Origin of the sequence: Brevibacillus sp. SYP-B805 (genome assembly GCF_011059135.1) — a bacterium.
In the GTDB taxonomy this organism is placed as follows: Bacteria; Bacillota; Bacilli; order Brevibacillales; family Brevibacillaceae; genus Brevibacillus_F.
On record NZ_JAALGD010000012.1, the window covers coordinates 1 to 16636 of the forward strand.

Here is a 16636-nt window from a genome sequence, read left to right on the forward strand (position 1 = left end):
GCGGGCAGGTTGCCTACGTGTTACTCACCCGTCCGCCGCTGGGGCCCGAAGGCCCCCGCTCGACTTGCATGTATTAGGCACGCCGCCAGCGTTCGTCCTGAGCCAGGATCAAACTCTCCAATAAATCGAAAGATATTGATCAAAGCTTCATTCTCAAAAAGAATGACTTGGCTCGCTTCACGCGTTCGCTGTTCAGTTTTCAAAGAGCATTGAATTTCAACAACTCTTATATAATATCAAGTTGTTGATCGTTTGTCAACACTTTTTTTGATGTCGACAAAATCGACAGCGGCTTTACTAATTTACCACATCGCTTTCCCATTGAGCAAGTGGGAATGTTGCCGCTCTTGTTTTCGCCTCGTTACGAAGCGAACGAGAATTAATATACCACCGTTGCCTGCCGTGTGCAAGCACAAAATATGGAAAAACGCCCGACGCAAGGTCAGGCGTTTTTCGTTTCTTTTCCCGAACGGATTACTCCGCACGTTCGCGCATCAGCGGGAACAAGAGGACGTCGCGGATAGACGGAGAATCGGTCAGCAGCATCACCAAACGGTCGATCCCGATGCCAAGCCCTCCTGTCGGCGGCATCCCGTACTCCAGCGCTTCGATAAAATCTTCGTCCATCTCATGCGCTTCATCATTACCGGCAGCCTTCTCCAGCAGCTGCGCCTCAAAGCGCTGCCGCTGGTCAATCGGATCATTCAGCTCCGTAAACGCATTGGCATGCTCACGGGCAACGATAAACAGCTCAAAGCGATCCGTGAAACGCGGATCTTTCTCGTTTTTCTTGGCAAGGGGCGAAATCGCCACCGGATGGCCATAGACAAACGTCGGTTGAATCAACAGATGCTCCACTTTTTGCTCAAAGAATTCATTGACCACATGCCCGAACGTATGATGCGGCTCCACCGTCACACCGTGCTCTATGGCGAGAGCGCGGGCCTCTTCGTCGCTCATCTCTTTCCAGAAGTCAACGCCGACGTGTTCCTTCACCAGATCTACCATATGCACCCGGCGCCATGAAGGAGTCAAGTCCACGTCTTGTCCCTGGTACTTGATCTTGGTCGTACCCAGCACCTCTTCCGCCACATGCGCGATCACGTTCTCCGTCAGCTTCATGATATCTTCGAAATCGGCGTATGCCTGATACAGCTCCAGCATCGTAAATTCCGGATTGTGGCGTGTGGAAATCCCTTCATTGCGATAAACGCGGCCGATTTCATAAACCTTCTCCAGGCCGCCGACGATCAGGCGCTTCAGATGAAGCTCGATGGCAATCCGCATGTACAGCTGCATGTCCAGCGCGTTGTGATGGGTGATAAACGGCCGGGCGGCAGCACCGCCGGCAATCGCATGCATGGTCGGCGTCTCCACTTCCAGGAAGCCGAGGCTGTCAAAGTAACGGCGCATCGCGGTCAGAATACGGCTGCGCGTAATAAATGTCTTGCGCACCTCCGGATTGACGATCAGATCGACATAGCGTTTGCGGTAGCGCAGTTCCACGTCTTTCAGCCCATGGTACTTTTCCGGCAGCGGACGCAGCGATTTGGTCAGGAAGGTAAACTCCTTCACCTTCACGCTGAGCTCACCGGTCTTGGTCTTGAAAACGACCCCTGTCACGCCGACAAGATCACCGATGTCGCTCAGTTCAAACACCCGATATGCTTCTTCACCGACAGCATCCTGGCGAATATAAATCTGAATCTGATCCGTGCGATCCAGCAGCTGCGCAAAACTGGCTTTCCCCATTTCACGCTTGGCCATCAAACGTCCCGCCAGCGTCACCGTGTGGGCGGCCGCTTCCAGCTCTTCCTTGGACTTGTCGCCAAACTGCTCAATAAGATCCTTGGCATGATGGGTCTGGTTGAATTTATGGCCGAACGGGTCGATTCCCCACGCGCGCAGCTGATCCATCTTGTCATGTCTCACCTGCAAAAGCTCATGGAGTCCTTGCTGCTGTTCATCCTGTTGAAAATCTTCTTCTCGTGCCATTTGCTTTTCCACTCCTTGCAACATCTAAGGTTGTCCGCATGCGCATAACGACATGGCGTACCCAATGGTTCAGGTACGCCTTTCCGCAACTTACAGTTTAATATCGAGAATTTCGTATTGAATGACGCCGGCAGGAACGTGTACGTCCACGATCGCCCCTTTTGCTTTGCCAAGAAGCGCCTGGCCGACCGGAGATTCGTTGGAAATCTTGTTGTTCATCGGGTCGGATTCGGCGGAACCGACGATCGTATACTCGACCACGTCGCCGAATTCCAGGTCCTTCAGGCGAACGGTCGCCCCCACGCTGACGACACCGGTATCGACATCTTCATTGGTAATGATGCGGGCGTTGCGCAACATTTTTTCCAGCGTCAGAATCCGGCCCTCGATAAACGCCTGTTCATTCTTCGCCTCTTCATATTCGGAGTTCTCGCTGATATCGCCATAGCTAATCGCTTCCTTGATGCGAGCAGCCACCTCTTTGCGCTTAACCGTTTTCAAATCTTCCAGCTCTTGCTCCAGCTTCGCCAAACCTTCGGGTGTAAGAATCACTTCTTTTTCAGACATCGTTAATTCCCCCGTTTGTCTAAATTCAATTCCTAATCCTGTACAAAAGTACAAAGGATTATATGTAGTTTTTGGTCTGATTATACAAAAGGGACGGGCGTAGTCAGGCTGGGTCATAGGTAAAGCTGCCAGAATGTCTGGCAGCTTCGATGCGATAATACGACGTATTATAGGATATGAACGCATCCTTGTCAATGTCTGGAATGTCCTAGTAGGTGACTGCCTCCATTTGCTCCGAATCCGCGATATCTTCGGACGCTTCCGGCCGATTTTCGACCCATTCGACATAATCCAACAAAACCCGACGCAGTTCTTCCTCCGTCTCCACGGCATTGATGAGATTTTTCGTGTGGGTGGCACCCGGCAGCCCTTTCAGGTACCAGGCTGCGTGCTTGCGCATCTCCAGCACGCCGACGCGCGGCCCCTTCAGCGCGATCAAGCGCTCGGCATGAAGGAGACAAATGTCGACCTTCTCGCGGGCAGTCGGTTCCGGCAGCAGCTCCCCTTTCGTCAGATACTGCACCGTCCGGTAGAGCATCCACGGGTTGCCCAACGCGGCGCGGCCGATCATGACACCGTCACAGCCGGTCAGATCCAGCATGCGGCGGGCATCCTCCGGCGTTGCCACGTCGCCGTTCCCGATCACCGGGATGCTGACGGCTTCCTTTACGCGGCGAATCCAGTTCCAGTCCGCCTTTCCCTTGTACATCTGCACACGGGTGCGCCCGTGCACCGCGATCGCCTGGCCGCCGGCGCGCTCGACAGCACGGGCGTTTTCAATCGCGTACAAGTGCTCTTCATCCCAACCGAGGCGCATTTTGACCGTGACGGGTTTTTCCACGGCATCCACCACGCTCGCGACCACCTCGTAAATCTTGTTCGGGTCGAGCAGAAGGCGGGCCCCCGCGTCGCAGCTTGTGATTTTGGGTACGGGGCACCCCATATTAATATCGATAATATCCGCATTGGTATATTTGTCAACATATTTCGCCGCTTCGACAAGCGTCTCCTTGTCGCCGCCAAAAATCTGCAGGCTCAGCGGTTTTTCCCGCTCGTCGACAAACAGCATGTCCATGGTTTTCTTGTTGCCGTGCACAATCCCTTTGTCGCTGACCATCTCGGCACAAACCAGGCCCGTGCCGAATTCTTTTGCAATCAACCGGAAGGCGGGATTGCAGACGCCGGCCATCGGCGCGAGTACCACGTTGTTTTTCAGTTCAATGTTGCCGATTTTCAAAGTCATCTCTCTTCACCCTCCTTTTCGAGGCGGCATCTGTCGGACGTGGATCCGAAAGGTCATTTTTTATTTATAGCACACAATTCTTCATATTCAACCTGTAAAGTATTGGCGATCTTGCGCAGAATGGGCTCTGTCGGTTTGCGGGTCCCCCGCTCCAGAGAGCCGACAAAGGAGAGCGACACGCCCAATTCCTGCGCGAGCGATTGCTGCGTATGTCCTTTTAATTTGCGGAAAGATCGAATCCGGTTTCCCAGTCGAGCGTCCCCCACGTTTGCACCCCCTTTGCATCCTCAGCCAGGCGGATACATGCTTCGATTGTCTGTCCCCAAAACGGCAGCGGACCGCCGTGCCACACATCCGCAAGCGGCACCAGCACAAAGGCGCGACGGGTCATTTCCGGATGGGGAATCTGCAGGTGAGGCAGATCGATCCGCTCCTCTCCATAGAGCAGGATATCGATATCAATGGTCCGCGGCCCCCAGCGGACGGTTCGGACCCGCCCCAGTTCCTGTTCGACGGCAAGCACCGTTTCCAGCAGGGCAAGGGGGGGAAGCTCCGTTTCGATCGCCGCCACCATGTTGAGAAAGGCTCCCTGCTCCACATACCCCACCGGCTCCGTCTCGTAGACCTTGGACAAAGCCGTGACGGTAATGCCGGGAGCAGCCTGCAGCGCCTTCAATGCCCGCACAAGCTGCTGCTCACGTTCTCCCATATTGGAGCCTAACGCCAGATAAGCGCGTACTGCCATCTTATGCATGTCCCTCTCTTCTGCGCACCAGCTCAACGGCCACGGCATCGTAATGCCCGTTGATCGGCGGATTGGGCTTCGTCACCTTCACTTTCACTTCCTGAAACGGAAAACGGGCCAAGAGCTGCCCCGCGATTCGTCCTGCCAGCGCCTCCACCAGCCGATACCGTTCCCCCTCGACGATCTCCCTGACGAGCCCAAACACTTCGGCGTAATTGACCGTGTCGGCCAGATCGTCGCTGTCGGCCGCCCTGGACAAGTCGAGGGAGAGCTCCAGATCGACGAGGAAGCGTTGGCCGAGTTCGGCTTCGGCCGGAAAAACTCCATGATAACCGTAAAACGACATGCGCTCCAAATAGATCTTGTCCATGCGCTACGCCCTCCCCAGCATCGCATCCATCATGCGGGCCAGCCGTTTGATCTCCTTCACATCATGGACGCGCATAATGTGGCAGCCCTTGACGATGCCGAGGGCAACCGTGGCCGCCGTGCCTTCCAGCCGTTGATCCACCGGCAGGTCAAGAACGCGGCCGATCATGGATTTGCGCGACGTACCGAGCAGGACCGGATAGCCTAGGGCGACCAGATCGTCCAGCCGGCGCATGACCTCCAGCTGCTGATCCAGGGTTTTGGCAAAACCGATCCCCGGGTCGAGAATGATCTTCTCCTCCGACAAGCCCGCTTTCCGGGCGATGCTCACCGATTCGCGCAGATCGCGGATCATGTCGGAGAAAAAGTCGGTGTAGTCGGCTGCTTCACGGTTGTGCATCAAAATGAGCGGAACGTCCCATTTCGCCGCAACCTCCGCGATGCGGGGCTCCCGCTTGGCTCCCCACACATCGTTGATAATATGGGCGCCCGCCGCGATAGCCTGCTCCGCCACCTCTGCCTTGTAGGTATCGACGGACAAGGGAACCGGACATTCCGCCGCGAGGGCACGGATGACCGGCAGGACACGATCCAGTTCTTCCTCCAGCCCGACCGGTTCCGCTCCCGGCCGCGTCGATTCGCCGCCGATGTCGAGTATGTCGGCTCCTGCCTCCACCAGCGCACGCGCATGGGCGAGCGCCTGCTCGACGCCAAAAAAGCGTCCGCCATCGGAAAACGAATCGGGCGTTACATTGACAATCCCCATCACCAGGGTGCGTTCGCCGATGGGCAGCAGATGATCGCGGCAGATCAGGTGTTTGCGTGCTGCCAACCGCTCCTTCTGCGCGAGGCATGCCGCTATTTCTTCCGCCAACTCCGCGCATGCCCCGGGCTTCTGCGCCAGCGTTGCAAGCGCATGCTGCAGCGATTCGCGGTTGGCCGCAATCAGCACGCGCACCCCTTCTTCCCCGGGAACAGCCGGAATCGGCGCAACCTCTCCGCCCTGTTCCTGCAGTGTTTGCGCAAGAACGGGAAGCGCCTGGGCCGATACCCGCTCCAGATGGAGCACAAGCGCCTCCGCTTTCTGCGCGAGGTGTCGGGCGGCTGCCGGTTCCAAACCGGAATGATGCAGCCGCAGGGCAAGATCTGCTGGCGACCCGGCGTGAATGAGATAAGGATTATGCTTCATCGTTTTCGTACCCCTTTTCATGTTGTCGATAGCATACCATAATCATCCATGTAATGCTATAGAACCACAGCCCTGCGATAGGCTTGCCGCAGTGCTTTCGTCCAGGCGCCGTACGCCTGCGGGAGCGTGGTGTCACCCACGGCGGCAACCGGCACGATCTCCTGAATGGCATTGGTGACGAACGCTTCTTCCGCCCCCAGCAGGTCCACCAGCGGATACCGCCCTTCCTCCACGGGCAGCCCCATCTCTTTCGCCAGGGAAAGGACAAACCCGCGGGTGACCCCTTCCAGCATCCCCGTGTCCGCAGACGGCGTAAATAACCGGCCGTCCTTCACCCAGAACACATTGCTGACGATCCCTTCACACACATGGCCGTCATGGGTGAGAAACAGCCCTTCCACCCCCGGATCGGAACCGGTTTCCTGCTTGGCCAGCGCGTTGTTGAGAAAACTGTGCGTCTTGTGCCTCCTGAGTCCCTCCGGCGTCTGCCGGGGGATGGAAACCGGCTGCAGCCGCTTCGGCACAGGGGGCTCGGCAAGCGGCGCCACCTGCTTGACGAAGATAAACAAGGATGGATGTGCATACGGCCCGCCGGTCAGACCGATCCCTTCCGCTCCGCCTGTGACGCTGAGCCGCACGTACGCATCATCCAGACCGTTGGCCGCCACGGTTTGCAGGATCGCTTCCGCCAGCCCCTCTTCCGTCCAGGGGTGTTGGATCCGCAGCGCCGATAACCCGGCGGCGAGCCGGGCATAGTGTTCCCGCCACAAAAACAAGCGGCGGTTATATACGCGTACCGTTTCAAACAAGCCGACGCCGTACAGAAAGCCGTGATCCATCACGGAGACGGTGGCTTTTTCGGCCGCGACAAGCTGTCCGTTGGCATAGATAAGCATGCTCTCTCTCCTGACCTTTAGGTCTTTTGAGAACGATCATACCATATCCTTACCCGATCAGAGCAGACCTCGATTCACCTTTTTCCATGCGTTTGCGGTGAACGATGCGGGATATGGCAACGCTTATTTCGTAAAGGACCAGCAGCGGAATGATGACCAGTACATCGGAGACGAAATCGGGCGGCGTAATCGTAATGGAGATGATCGTCAACAGAAAATACGCCGGACGCCTTATGTTTGCCAATCGCTCAGGGTTCAAAATACCGATATGGGTCAAAAACAGCACAACGACGGGCAGCTCAAACACCAGCGCAACCGGCAGGCAGACGTTCACCATAAACGTAAAATAATCGTTCGCCGTAATCTGTACATTGAAATTGCCCTGGGACAACCCGAGCACAAATTGATACATCATGGGAAACAGGATTTTGTAGGCAAAACAAAGGCCGATGACAAAGAGCAGGAACAGGGCAGGAATGTACATCAGCGTCACCTGCCGCTCCCTTTGCGTTAACGCCGGCTCCACAAAGCGCCAGATCTGATAGGCGGCTACCGGAACCGTGATGACGATGGCGCCGATTCCCGACAGCTTCATATAGATGGAGAGGATATCGGTTGGACCGAGAATCGTGAGCGCTTCCTTTGAACCCGCTGCCAAAAAGTCGTAGATATGGTCCACAAACAGAAAACAGCCGATCAGACTGACAAGAAACGTTCCCAGGGTCATCAGAATTCGCTTGCGCAGATCGGCAACATGCTCCAGGATATGCATGGGCTGACCCATTCAGCCTCCTCCTTTCTTGGGCGGAAAAAGGTAGTGCGCCGACACGCACTACCTTCCTTTGCCTTACGCTTCTTTCGTTTCCTTCCGCTCACTCTCGTCGTCTTTGGTCAAGTCTTTGGCAGCCGTCTTGAACTCCGTTAACGTACGTCCGAACGCTCTGCCGATCTCCGGCAATTTGCTTGGCCCGAATATCACCAGGGCGATGATCAAGATCAATATTAACCCGGGAATGCCGATGCTGGATAACATGTGTGGTCACACTTCCTTTACGCCTGGAAGCCGGTGATCGCGATGACGCCTGGCAGGGCTACCGCGTTGCCGCCTTTGGGCCAATGGCTGGTTGGCTGATCGTAGGCCTTCAGATTTTCACCTGGATGCTGGACAGACAGGAACAGGGTGGTCTCATCGGGGGTAAACCACGGACCTGTCATTTCCGCACCCACCGGCGCTGACGCGAATTGATACGCCTCCCCTTTGTTCGAGCCGCTCGTCGGGATGTAAAACACCCCGTTATTCCCGAACGTTTTGTAAATGCCGCTGTTCATCGAGGCAGACGAGATATCCGTCACCACCCAGAGATTGCCAGCGCTGTCGAAGGCCAGGTTATCCGGGGCAGCAAATCCGCTTTGCGGGCCTCCTGTGGCGAAAATTTCGAAGCTGAACTCTTCTGCGGCATGATTATTGTCACGCTCGAACAGCCGGACAATATGGCCGTAAAAATTGCCGTGCTTGGCGTTGTTCGTCATCGAGATGAAAATGCTGCCGTCAATCGGATGGACCTCCACATCTTCCGGACGATCCATCGGCGTTGCTCCAACGGTTTTGGCCGCTTCCCGACAGTTGATCAGCACATCGGCTTGTGATTGGAAGAGCGGTTTGTTCTCTTTGCCGACCGCTTTTTGCAATGCTTCATTGGTGGCCAAATCAAGCGCAATCCATTGGCCTTTGCCGAAATTGGCGACATACAGCGTACCTTCTTCCAGCAGCTTGGAGTTGCCTTTGCCTGCCTTCGGATCATACTTGCCTTTGGATACATATTTATAGACGTATTGATCGTTTGCATCGTCGCCCATATAGACCACCAGCTGACCGGTGGAGGCAATCACCATCGCGGTGTTTTCATGGGAGAAGCGGCCCAGCGCCGTATGCTTCTTGGGCGTCGATTTCGGATCGAACGGATCGACTTCGATTACCCAGCCGTAATGTGTCTCATCCGGCAGTTTGCACTCTTCCACGACGCTTTGGAAATTCTCCTCACAGGAGAGAATGGTGTTCCACATGGTGACACCGCCCGAGCAGTTGGCAAACGTACCCGTTACCTCTTTGATCACGGATGCTGCCGGACCTGTCATCACATGCTTGGTCAAGCCGGTTACGCGACGGCCGTAAGGGGAGTTGGAGACCAGCTGCCACCTGCCATTCTCCTTCTTCACCTCGATGACAGAACCACCCAAGGCATACAAATAATTCCGGATTTGTTCGGCTGTGCGCTGGTTGTTTTTCGGATCGGCGTTCAAATTATCATAGCCGGTCACGTAATACTCCAGTTCTCCGAGATATTCGTGGTTGACCCAGAGCAATCCGTGATCATTTTTGCCTTCGATAGGCAAAAAGCAGGTAAAGTCCGCATTGAAACCGAACGTATCGCCTGCCGCATTGATTTTATCGCCGTAGACGGCAATCACATCGTAGCGAAATCCATCAGGAAGCACGACATCGTCTTTGTTGGTCGGTTTGATCGGATGAAATTTGGGGGTAAACTTTTTCCTTTTGGCAGTATCCAGCCCAAAGAGGTGATCTGCTGTTTTCCCCGAGATGGATTCCCCACTGGCCAGCGCCGGAATGCCAGTCGTCAATGAAACCAGTGCCGCTGTCCCCGCTCCCAGATACGTCAAAAACTGTCGGCGATTCACGTCCATCGTTTTCTCGCTCCTCTCTGAATTGTAGAAAAACGCGGAAGATTTTCCCTTTTTATTGTAGGCGCAATAGGTAGAAGCTTGGTTAACGATGGTTTAAGAGTTTGTTAAAATACCCCGCCGACTCAAGCGAACGCTCCACCCACTCGGCGTCAGCTAACGCTTTGCCGAGTGGAGTCCCTTGCTGGTGTCGGCGGGGGCCCCCAAACTTTATCGCTTTAATGAACTTAAATTTTCCGATCTGCCAAATAAAGAAAAGCCGTCGGCACTAGTTTGTACCGACAGCTTTTCCTTACCTCACCCAATTCGGCAGGGCACCGGCGAGCAGCCGGGACGCTTCCTCCTGCGAGACCGGCCGGCTGAACAGATAGCCCTGGGCTTCGTGACAGCCCAGCTCCTCCAGCACGGCGATTTGTTCCCATGTCTCGACTCCTTCCGCCAGCACCTTCAGCTTCAAGCTGTGGGCCATGCTGACAATCGCCTTGATGATGGCGATGCTGTCCGGCTCTGCGGAAATGTCTTTGACAAACGAATGGTCGATCTTCAGCGAATCGATCGGAAACTTCCGCAGGCGGCCCAGCGAGGAATAGCCTGTCCCGAAATCGTCGATCGCAATGTGGATGCCCATCTGCCTGAGCGCCCGCAGTTTGTCGTTGACATGATCCACATCATAGAGAGCCGCGCTTTCCTTCAATTCCAGCACCAGCCTGTCCGGCGGCAGCCCCGTCTCCTCCAGGATGCGCTGCACGCCGCCTACAAAATCCGGCTGCTGGAATTGCAGGGTGGACAGATTGACGGCCATCCGCAATTCGCCATAACCGTCATCCTGCCAGCGCTTCACCTGACGGCACGCCTCCTTCAGCACCCACTCATTGATGGCCAGAATCAAGCCGGTCTCTTCCGCCAGCGGGACAAACTCCGCCGGCGAGAGCATGCCCAACTCTGGATGCTGCCAGCGAATCAATGCCTCCATGCCGATGATGCGGCCTGTCCGGATATCCAGCTGGGGTTGGAAGAACAGCTGAAACTCCTTTTGTTCCCATGCCGCATGAAGGGCATTTTCCAACAGCAGGCTGGAAGCGCCGGGCGCATCCGCCACATCGGCAAACCGCTGATACCGGTTTTTCCCCTGTTCTTTCGCCCGGTACATCGCCATATCCGCGTGCCTCATCAGCGATTCGGCATCCGTGCCGTCCTGCGGGTAAAGGGCAATGCCGATGCTGGTCGTGACGTGCAGCAGCAGATCATTCAGTTCAAACGGCTGGGCAAACACTCCCAGGATCTTCTCCGCAGTCCGCACTGCCTGATCCGGACTGTCCAGGGCGGGAAGCAGCACGGTGAATTCGTCGCCGCCCATTCTCGCCAGCATGTCTCCCTCCCCCATACAGTTTTTCAGGTGCCCGGCCACCGTGATCAACAGCTTGTCCCCGATATCGTGGCCCAAGGTATCGTTGATCAGCTTGAAGCGGTCCAGATCCAGAAACATGACGCCCAGCATCTTCCCGCTGCGCTCGGCTTCCTCCAAAGCCGCCGTCAGCTGTTTCTTGAACAGGCGGCGGTTGGGCAAATCGGTCAGGGCATCATGGTAGGCGAGGTGATTGATCGTCTGTTCCGCCCGTTTGCGTTCCGTGATATCCTTGGCGATGCCAAAGGCGCCGACCGGCACCTGATCGATGATGATCGGCACGGTATTGACATGCAGCGTGACGCTGTGGCCCTGTTTATGGCGGATGCTCACTTCGAAGTTTTGGATGTTTCCTTTGCGCACCTGCTTATAGTGACGGATTGCCTTGGCCTGTTCTTCCGGGACCACAAACTGGATAAACGGCTTGTTCAGCATTTCCTCCGGCTCATAGCCGGTGATCTCCTTCACGGCGGGATTTACGCTGGTCAAGTGGCCGCGGGTATTGAAGGCGAACACGGCATCCGTATTGTGTTCAAACAGCGACCGGTACCGCTGTTCGCTTTCCTCCAGGCGGCGTTCCGCCAACTTGCGCTGCGTGATGTCACGGGCCAGCACCGCCACGCTGTCCACCCTGCCATCGGCATCGGTAACGGGGATGGCGCTGGCCTCAATATGGATACAGGTTCCATCATGATGGCGGAACCGGCATTCGAAGTACTGCGTGGATTTGGTCTCCAGCAAGGTCCGGTTCATCTGCTGCATCCGCGGCACTTCGTCCGGATGGAGAAAATCAAGCACGTTCTTCCCGATATAGGATTCGGCAGGCTCCACAAACAGCGACCGGTAGGAAGGCGACGCATACCGCACGGTCCCATCGATCCCATAGATACAGAAGATGTCCGACATGTTTTCCGCGATCAGCCGATAGCGCGCTTCGCTTTCACGAAGGGCTTCCTCCATCTTTTTGCGCTCCGTGACATCTTCGGCAATGGCAAAAATGCCGACAACGCTCCCGTCCACCAACATGGGAAAACAGGTGACATGGAGATCGAGGGGATGTCCCATTTTGTGACGGATCGTGACTTCAAATTGTTGGGTTTCGCCGTTTTTCACCTTGGCCAGATGATGGGCAATCCGCTCCTCGTTCTCCGGCCAAAGCACCTGACGGTAGAAGAGAGCGGATAGCTCCTCCGGCCGAAACCCGGTAATCGCTTCGACAGCCGGATTCCCGCTCAGAAAACGGCCTTCCAGATCCAGCAGGCAGACGAGATGGGGATTGTGCTGAAAAAGCGATTCGTACTGGATGTTTTTCAACCGGGCCATTTGCAGCGCTTTGCGCCGATCCATGTAGGCGGCAAGCAGCTGGAAGGTGAAGATCGCCACCGTCGTCACTTCGCCAAAGGCCAGCACCTGGGCTTGATCCAGCGTGAATGCCGCGGGAAAAAGCGTACCGGCAACCCTGCCGAATTCCACGTTTCTCCAATTCGCAAACTGCAGGACAGCCATCGCCATGCCGATGGAAACGGCCGCAGCGGCTCTGCGGCGCATGCTGGCGGATACGCTTTCCCCTTCTTTGTAAAGGACGCAGCGCATGAGAATCAACATGAGCAGCGACATGCTCCCAAAGTTCAGCCCCGTTTGCAATAGGCCGATCTGGTGCAAGGGTTCAGCCGATAGAATGACCAGGCAATGAAGGAGGGTAAATCCGCCCCCGGCGGTAAAACTGCCGATCAGCGATTTGGCCAGCGGACGGACAGGGAGGAGAAAACCGATCTGCATCATCAATATCGTCACGTGAGAGAACAGCAAGGAGTACAGGAACATCTCGGCATCAACCCGTTCCGGCGCATGCGGGTGGAACGCAATCATCCCGATATAGGGAAGAAGCGATATGCCGATGCCGCCGATCACGGTCCCGCAGCCGATCCAGAAAAGGCGGGGCCGCCCCTTCGTCATCTGCAGGCGGTCGAAGATGTCCATCATCGTGTATATGGCAAGAACGGCAATCAGGAAGGAAAGGGCAGCCAGGGAGAAGTCGATCGCTCCCGTTATCGATTCCAAAAATGTGTCCCCCTTCCAAAAAGAATCTCACCATTATGTAATATATGGAAAAACAGACGGGGTTGACAAGAGAAAAATGAAGAAGCCACTCTTCTCCGAATGGCTTCTCCACGTTTATGGATGGCTTACCTTTTTCCGGCACCCTCGTACTGGGTCAAAAAGTTTTTCAACAGCTGCTTGCCGAACTGGGTGATAATCGATTCCGGATGGAACTGTACGCCTTCGATGGCGTACTGGCGATGGCGGACTGCCATGATCTCCCCCTCCGCCGTCCGTGCCGATACCTCCAGCACATCAGGCAGGGTCTCCTCTTCGATGATCAGCGAGTGATAGCGGGCCGCCTCAAAGGGTGAAGGGATATCGCGAAAGATCGTCTTGCCGTCGTGATGGATTTCGGACGTCTTGCCGTGCATCAGGCGTTCCGCCCGCACCACCCTGCCGCCGAATACCTGACCGATCGACTGGTGGCCCAAGCAGACGCCCAGGATCGGGACCCTGCCCGCAAAATGGCGGATGACTTCCATGCTGATCCCCGCTTCGTTGGGCGTGCAGGGCCCCGGCGAAATCATCAGATAGTCGGGAGCCAACCGCTCGATCTCCTCTATCGTGATCTGATCGTTGCGGTACACCCGCAACTCTTCGCCCATCTCTCCCACATACTGCACCAGATTGTAGGTAAACGAATCATAATTGTCAATCATGATAATCATACGCTCGTCTCCTCTCTGCTCTTCCTTCTTTCTTCGCTCAACTCCAGCGCTTTCCACAGCGCTTCCGCCTTCTTCAGCGACTCGAAATACTCTGCCTCCGGAATGGAATCGATCACGATGCCGGCTCCTGCCTGCACATGAGCCACCCCGTCTTTGGCCACAAGCGTCCGGATCGCGATGTTAATCTCCAGATCGCCGTCGAAGCCGAACCAGCCGATCGAGCCCGTATAGACCCCCCGCTTCACCGGTTCCAGCTCTTCGATGATCTCCATCGTCCGCACCTTGGGCGCACCCGTGATCGTCCCGCCCGGAAATGCGGCGGCTACCGCGTCGAAGGCGTCTTTGCCGTCCGCCAGCATCCCCCGGACGTGCGACACGATGTGCATGACATGGGAGTATTTCTCCACGGTCATGAATTCGCTCACTTCCACGCTGCCATACCGGCAGACACGGCCCAGGTCGTTGCGCTCCAGATCAACCAGCATGACGTGTTCGGCCCGTTCCTTCTCGTTGTCGATCAGCTCCCGGGCCAGGCGTTCATCCTCGGCCTCGCTCCGGCCCCGCGGGCGGGTCCCGGCGATCGGGCGGGTGCTTACTTCCCCGTCCTTCACTTTGATCAGGAGCTCCGGCGATCCGCTGACCAGTTGAAACTCCGGGAAATGAAGATACCCCATATACGGTGAGGGGTTCAGCCGGCGGAGCACGCCGTATACCTCAACCGGCTCCACCTGCATCCGCCTGCTCTGCCGTACGGACAGGTTCACCTGGAACACATCTCCCTGGGCGATATACGCCTGCACCCGCCGCACCGCCTGTTCAAATTCCTCCCGGGAAAACGACACCTCCTCCGCCTCAGCCGCAGCGAGCGGCCGTCTGCGGAGCGCTTCCCAATCGGTCTGCTCCTGCGGCGAGACGCATGTCAGCAGCCGCTTCGCGCGCCCGACAAGGCGTTCGGCCGCCTGGCGATAAGACGCTTCCGTCAGTTCCGCCACCGGGATCTGCGTCAGGCAGCAGAGTTCGCGGGTCTGATGATCAAAGGCGATCACGTCCTGCACGATCATCACATACAGATCGGGCAGCTGCAGATCATCCTTGGCCTGATCGGGGAGCGTCGGCTCAAAATAACGGTTCATGTCATAGCTCAGATAACCGACCGCTCCCCCGCAAAAATCCGGCAGGCCGGAAAACCGCGGCATCCGGTACTTCTGCAGCAGCCGGCGCAGCACATGCAGCGGATTCTCTCCGTTTACGCATTCCTCCCTGCCGTCGGCATAGCGGATCACGGTGACCCGATTCTTCGATATTACCGACGCGATGGGGTCGCCGGCAAGAAAGGTATACCGGCCCGCTCGTCCGCTTTCCAACAGGACGGCCCCCTCCAGGGACGGCCTCAGCTGGGTCATCAGATGGAAAGGATCAAGATGCTCCGGCCATGGCAGACGTACCGCCAGCGGCACATAGGGATAACCCGACGGCGTGTGCTTCAACTCTTCAAAAGCAGGCAGGATCAAGGCTGTTCACGCTCCGAATGTTAATCGCCAAATGCTTATCCTTCATAGTAGCATGAAACAATCAACCCCGCTATAGCCCGCGCCGTTCCGGATGAGGCGTAAAATAACCCCGCCGACTTAAGCGAACGCTCTACCCACTCGGCGATAGCTATCACTGCGCCGAGTGGGGTCCCTTGCTGGTGTCGGCGGGGGCCCCCAAACTTTCTTCGTCACTTTATCATTTTAATGAACTTAAACTTTCCAATCTGCTAAAAACAGGCCATAAAGCCCGTCGATGCGGCTTTATGGCCTGACTTTTCCCTCTTATTCTTCAAACTGGTAAAGCGGTGTGGAAAGATAGCGCTCACCGTTGCTGGGGATGACGGCAACGACATTTTTGCCTTTGCCCAGTTTCTTCGCCACCTTCAGCGCAGCATGGATCGCGGCGCCGGAAGAGATGCCGCCGAGAATCCCCTCTTCGCGTGCCACGCGGCGGGCTGCCTCATAAGCCTCTTCCGCTTCCACCTGGATGATTTCATCGTAGATTTGCGTATCGAGAATGTCCGGAACAAAGCCGGCACCGATCCCCTGAATCTTGTGCGGACCCGGTTTGCCGCCGGAGAGAACCGGCGACGATGCAGGTTCCACCGCCACGATGTGGATATGGGGATACGCTTCCTTCAGCACTTGACCCGCACCGGTAATGGTGCCGCCGGTACCGACGCCTGCGATGAAGGCATCGATGCCCCCGATCTCCTTGCCCTGTGCGAGCAGTTCCTGTCCGGTCGTCTCCCGGTGAACCTTCGGGTTGGCCGGGTTTTTGAACTGCTGCGGCATGAAATAGGACGGATTTTCGCTGGCGATCTCTTCCGCCTTGCGAATCGCTCCGCGCATGCCTTCCGATCCGGGCGTCAGGATCAGCTCGGCCCCATAAGCCCGCAGCAGATTGCGGCGCTCTAAGCTCATCGTCTCCGGCATTACCAGGATCGCCTTGTATCCTTTGGCAGCCGCCACCATCGCCAACCCGATCCCGGTGTTGCCGCTGGTCGGTTCAATGATCGTATCGCCCGGCTTCAATTTTCCTTCCTGTTCAGCCGCTTCGATCATGGACAGCGCAATCCGATCTTTCACGCTGCTGCCCGGGTTGTAAAACTCCAGTTTCAGGTACACATTGGCCAGATCGTCGCTGACAACGCGGTTTAATTTTACCAGCGGTGTAGATCCGATCAGCTCTGTAATCGAGTTTGCCACTCGCATGCTTCCGCC

General features: G+C 56.4%; 15 protein-coding genes and 1 rRNA gene. All 16 read right to left on the reverse strand.

Annotation, left to right across the window (positions count from 1 at the left end):
* Positions 1–124, reverse strand: a 16S ribosomal RNA gene (locus G3578_RS14635); the annotation flags it as partial.
* Between the two features lie 350 nt (positions 125–474).
* Positions 475–1995, reverse strand: coding sequence for a lysine--tRNA ligase (gene lysS / locus G3578_RS14640; protein WP_165213707.1), 1521 nt, complete (start codon positions 1993–1995; stop codon positions 475–477).
* Positions 1996–2085: 90 nt separating this feature from the next.
* The gene (gene greA / locus G3578_RS14645; RefSeq protein WP_165213708.1) at positions 2086–2562 is read right to left on the reverse strand and encodes a transcription elongation factor GreA; all 477 of its coding nucleotides are present in this window, start codon (positions 2560–2562) and stop codon (positions 2086–2088) included.
* Positions 2563–2770: 208 nt separating this feature from the next.
* A complete protein-coding gene (dusB, locus tag G3578_RS14650) occupies positions 2771–3799 on the reverse strand; it encodes a tRNA dihydrouridine synthase DusB (protein WP_165213853.1) in 1029 nt (342 codons plus the stop codon).
* Between the two features lie 59 nt (positions 3800–3858).
* Positions 3859–4071 carry a helix-turn-helix domain-containing protein gene (locus G3578_RS14655; protein ID WP_165213709.1) on the reverse strand — a complete coding sequence of 71 codons (213 nt, stop codon included), beginning with the start codon at positions 4069–4071 and terminating at the stop codon, positions 3859–3861.
* Positions 4023–4550 (reverse strand): 2-amino-4-hydroxy-6-hydroxymethyldihydropteridine diphosphokinase, encoded by a 528-nt coding sequence (gene folK / locus G3578_RS14660; protein WP_165213854.1) that lies wholly within the window; start codon positions 4548–4550, stop codon positions 4023–4025. The genes G3578_RS14655 and folK overlap by 49 nt, the downstream gene beginning before the upstream one ends.
* A gap of 1 nt (position 4551) precedes the next feature.
* Positions 4552–4920, reverse strand: coding sequence for a dihydroneopterin aldolase (gene folB / locus G3578_RS14665; protein ID WP_165213710.1), 369 nt, complete (start codon positions 4918–4920; stop codon positions 4552–4554).
* Between the two features lie 3 nt (positions 4921–4923).
* On the reverse strand, positions 4924–6108 hold the full coding sequence (gene folP / locus G3578_RS14670) for a dihydropteroate synthase (RefSeq protein WP_165213711.1): 1185 nt from the start codon (positions 6106–6108) through the stop codon (positions 4924–4926).
* 56 nt (positions 6109–6164) lie between these two features.
* The gene (pabC, locus tag G3578_RS14675; RefSeq protein WP_165213712.1) at positions 6165–7004 is read right to left on the reverse strand and encodes an aminodeoxychorismate lyase; all 840 of its coding nucleotides are present in this window, start codon (positions 7002–7004) and stop codon (positions 6165–6167) included.
* A gap of 49 nt (positions 7005–7053) precedes the next feature.
* Positions 7054–7788, reverse strand: coding sequence for a twin-arginine translocase subunit TatC (tatC, locus tag G3578_RS14680; RefSeq protein WP_165213713.1), 735 nt, complete (start codon positions 7786–7788; stop codon positions 7054–7056).
* Between the two features lie 63 nt (positions 7789–7851).
* Complete coding sequence (gene tatA, locus G3578_RS14685) at positions 7852–8037, reverse strand: twin-arginine translocase TatA/TatE family subunit (RefSeq protein WP_165213714.1); 186 nt, start codon at positions 8035–8037, stop codon at positions 7852–7854.
* Between the two features lie 17 nt (positions 8038–8054).
* Entirely contained in the window at positions 8055–9707 is a 1653-nt protein-coding gene (locus tag G3578_RS14690) for a PhoX family protein (protein ID WP_165213715.1), read from the reverse strand.
* A gap of 289 nt (positions 9708–9996) precedes the next feature.
* Positions 9997–13170: an EAL domain-containing protein gene (locus G3578_RS14695; RefSeq protein WP_165213716.1), complete on the reverse strand. Its 3174-nt coding sequence runs from the start codon at positions 13168–13170 to the stop codon at positions 9997–9999.
* Positions 13171–13295: 125 nt separating this feature from the next.
* A complete protein-coding gene (pabA, locus tag G3578_RS14700; protein WP_165213717.1) occupies positions 13296–13880 on the reverse strand; it encodes an aminodeoxychorismate/anthranilate synthase component II in 585 nt (194 codons plus the stop codon).
* Positions 13877–15388, reverse strand: coding sequence for an anthranilate synthase component I family protein (locus G3578_RS14705; protein WP_481752748.1), 1512 nt, complete (start codon positions 15386–15388; stop codon positions 13877–13879). Before G3578_RS14705 ends, pabA begins: the two co-directional genes overlap by 4 nt.
* Positions 15389–15694: 306 nt before the next feature.
* Positions 15695–16627: a cysteine synthase A gene (cysK, locus tag G3578_RS14710; RefSeq protein ID WP_165213719.1), complete on the reverse strand. Its 933-nt coding sequence runs from the start codon at positions 16625–16627 to the stop codon at positions 15695–15697.
* Positions 16628–16636 lie beyond the last annotated feature (9 nt).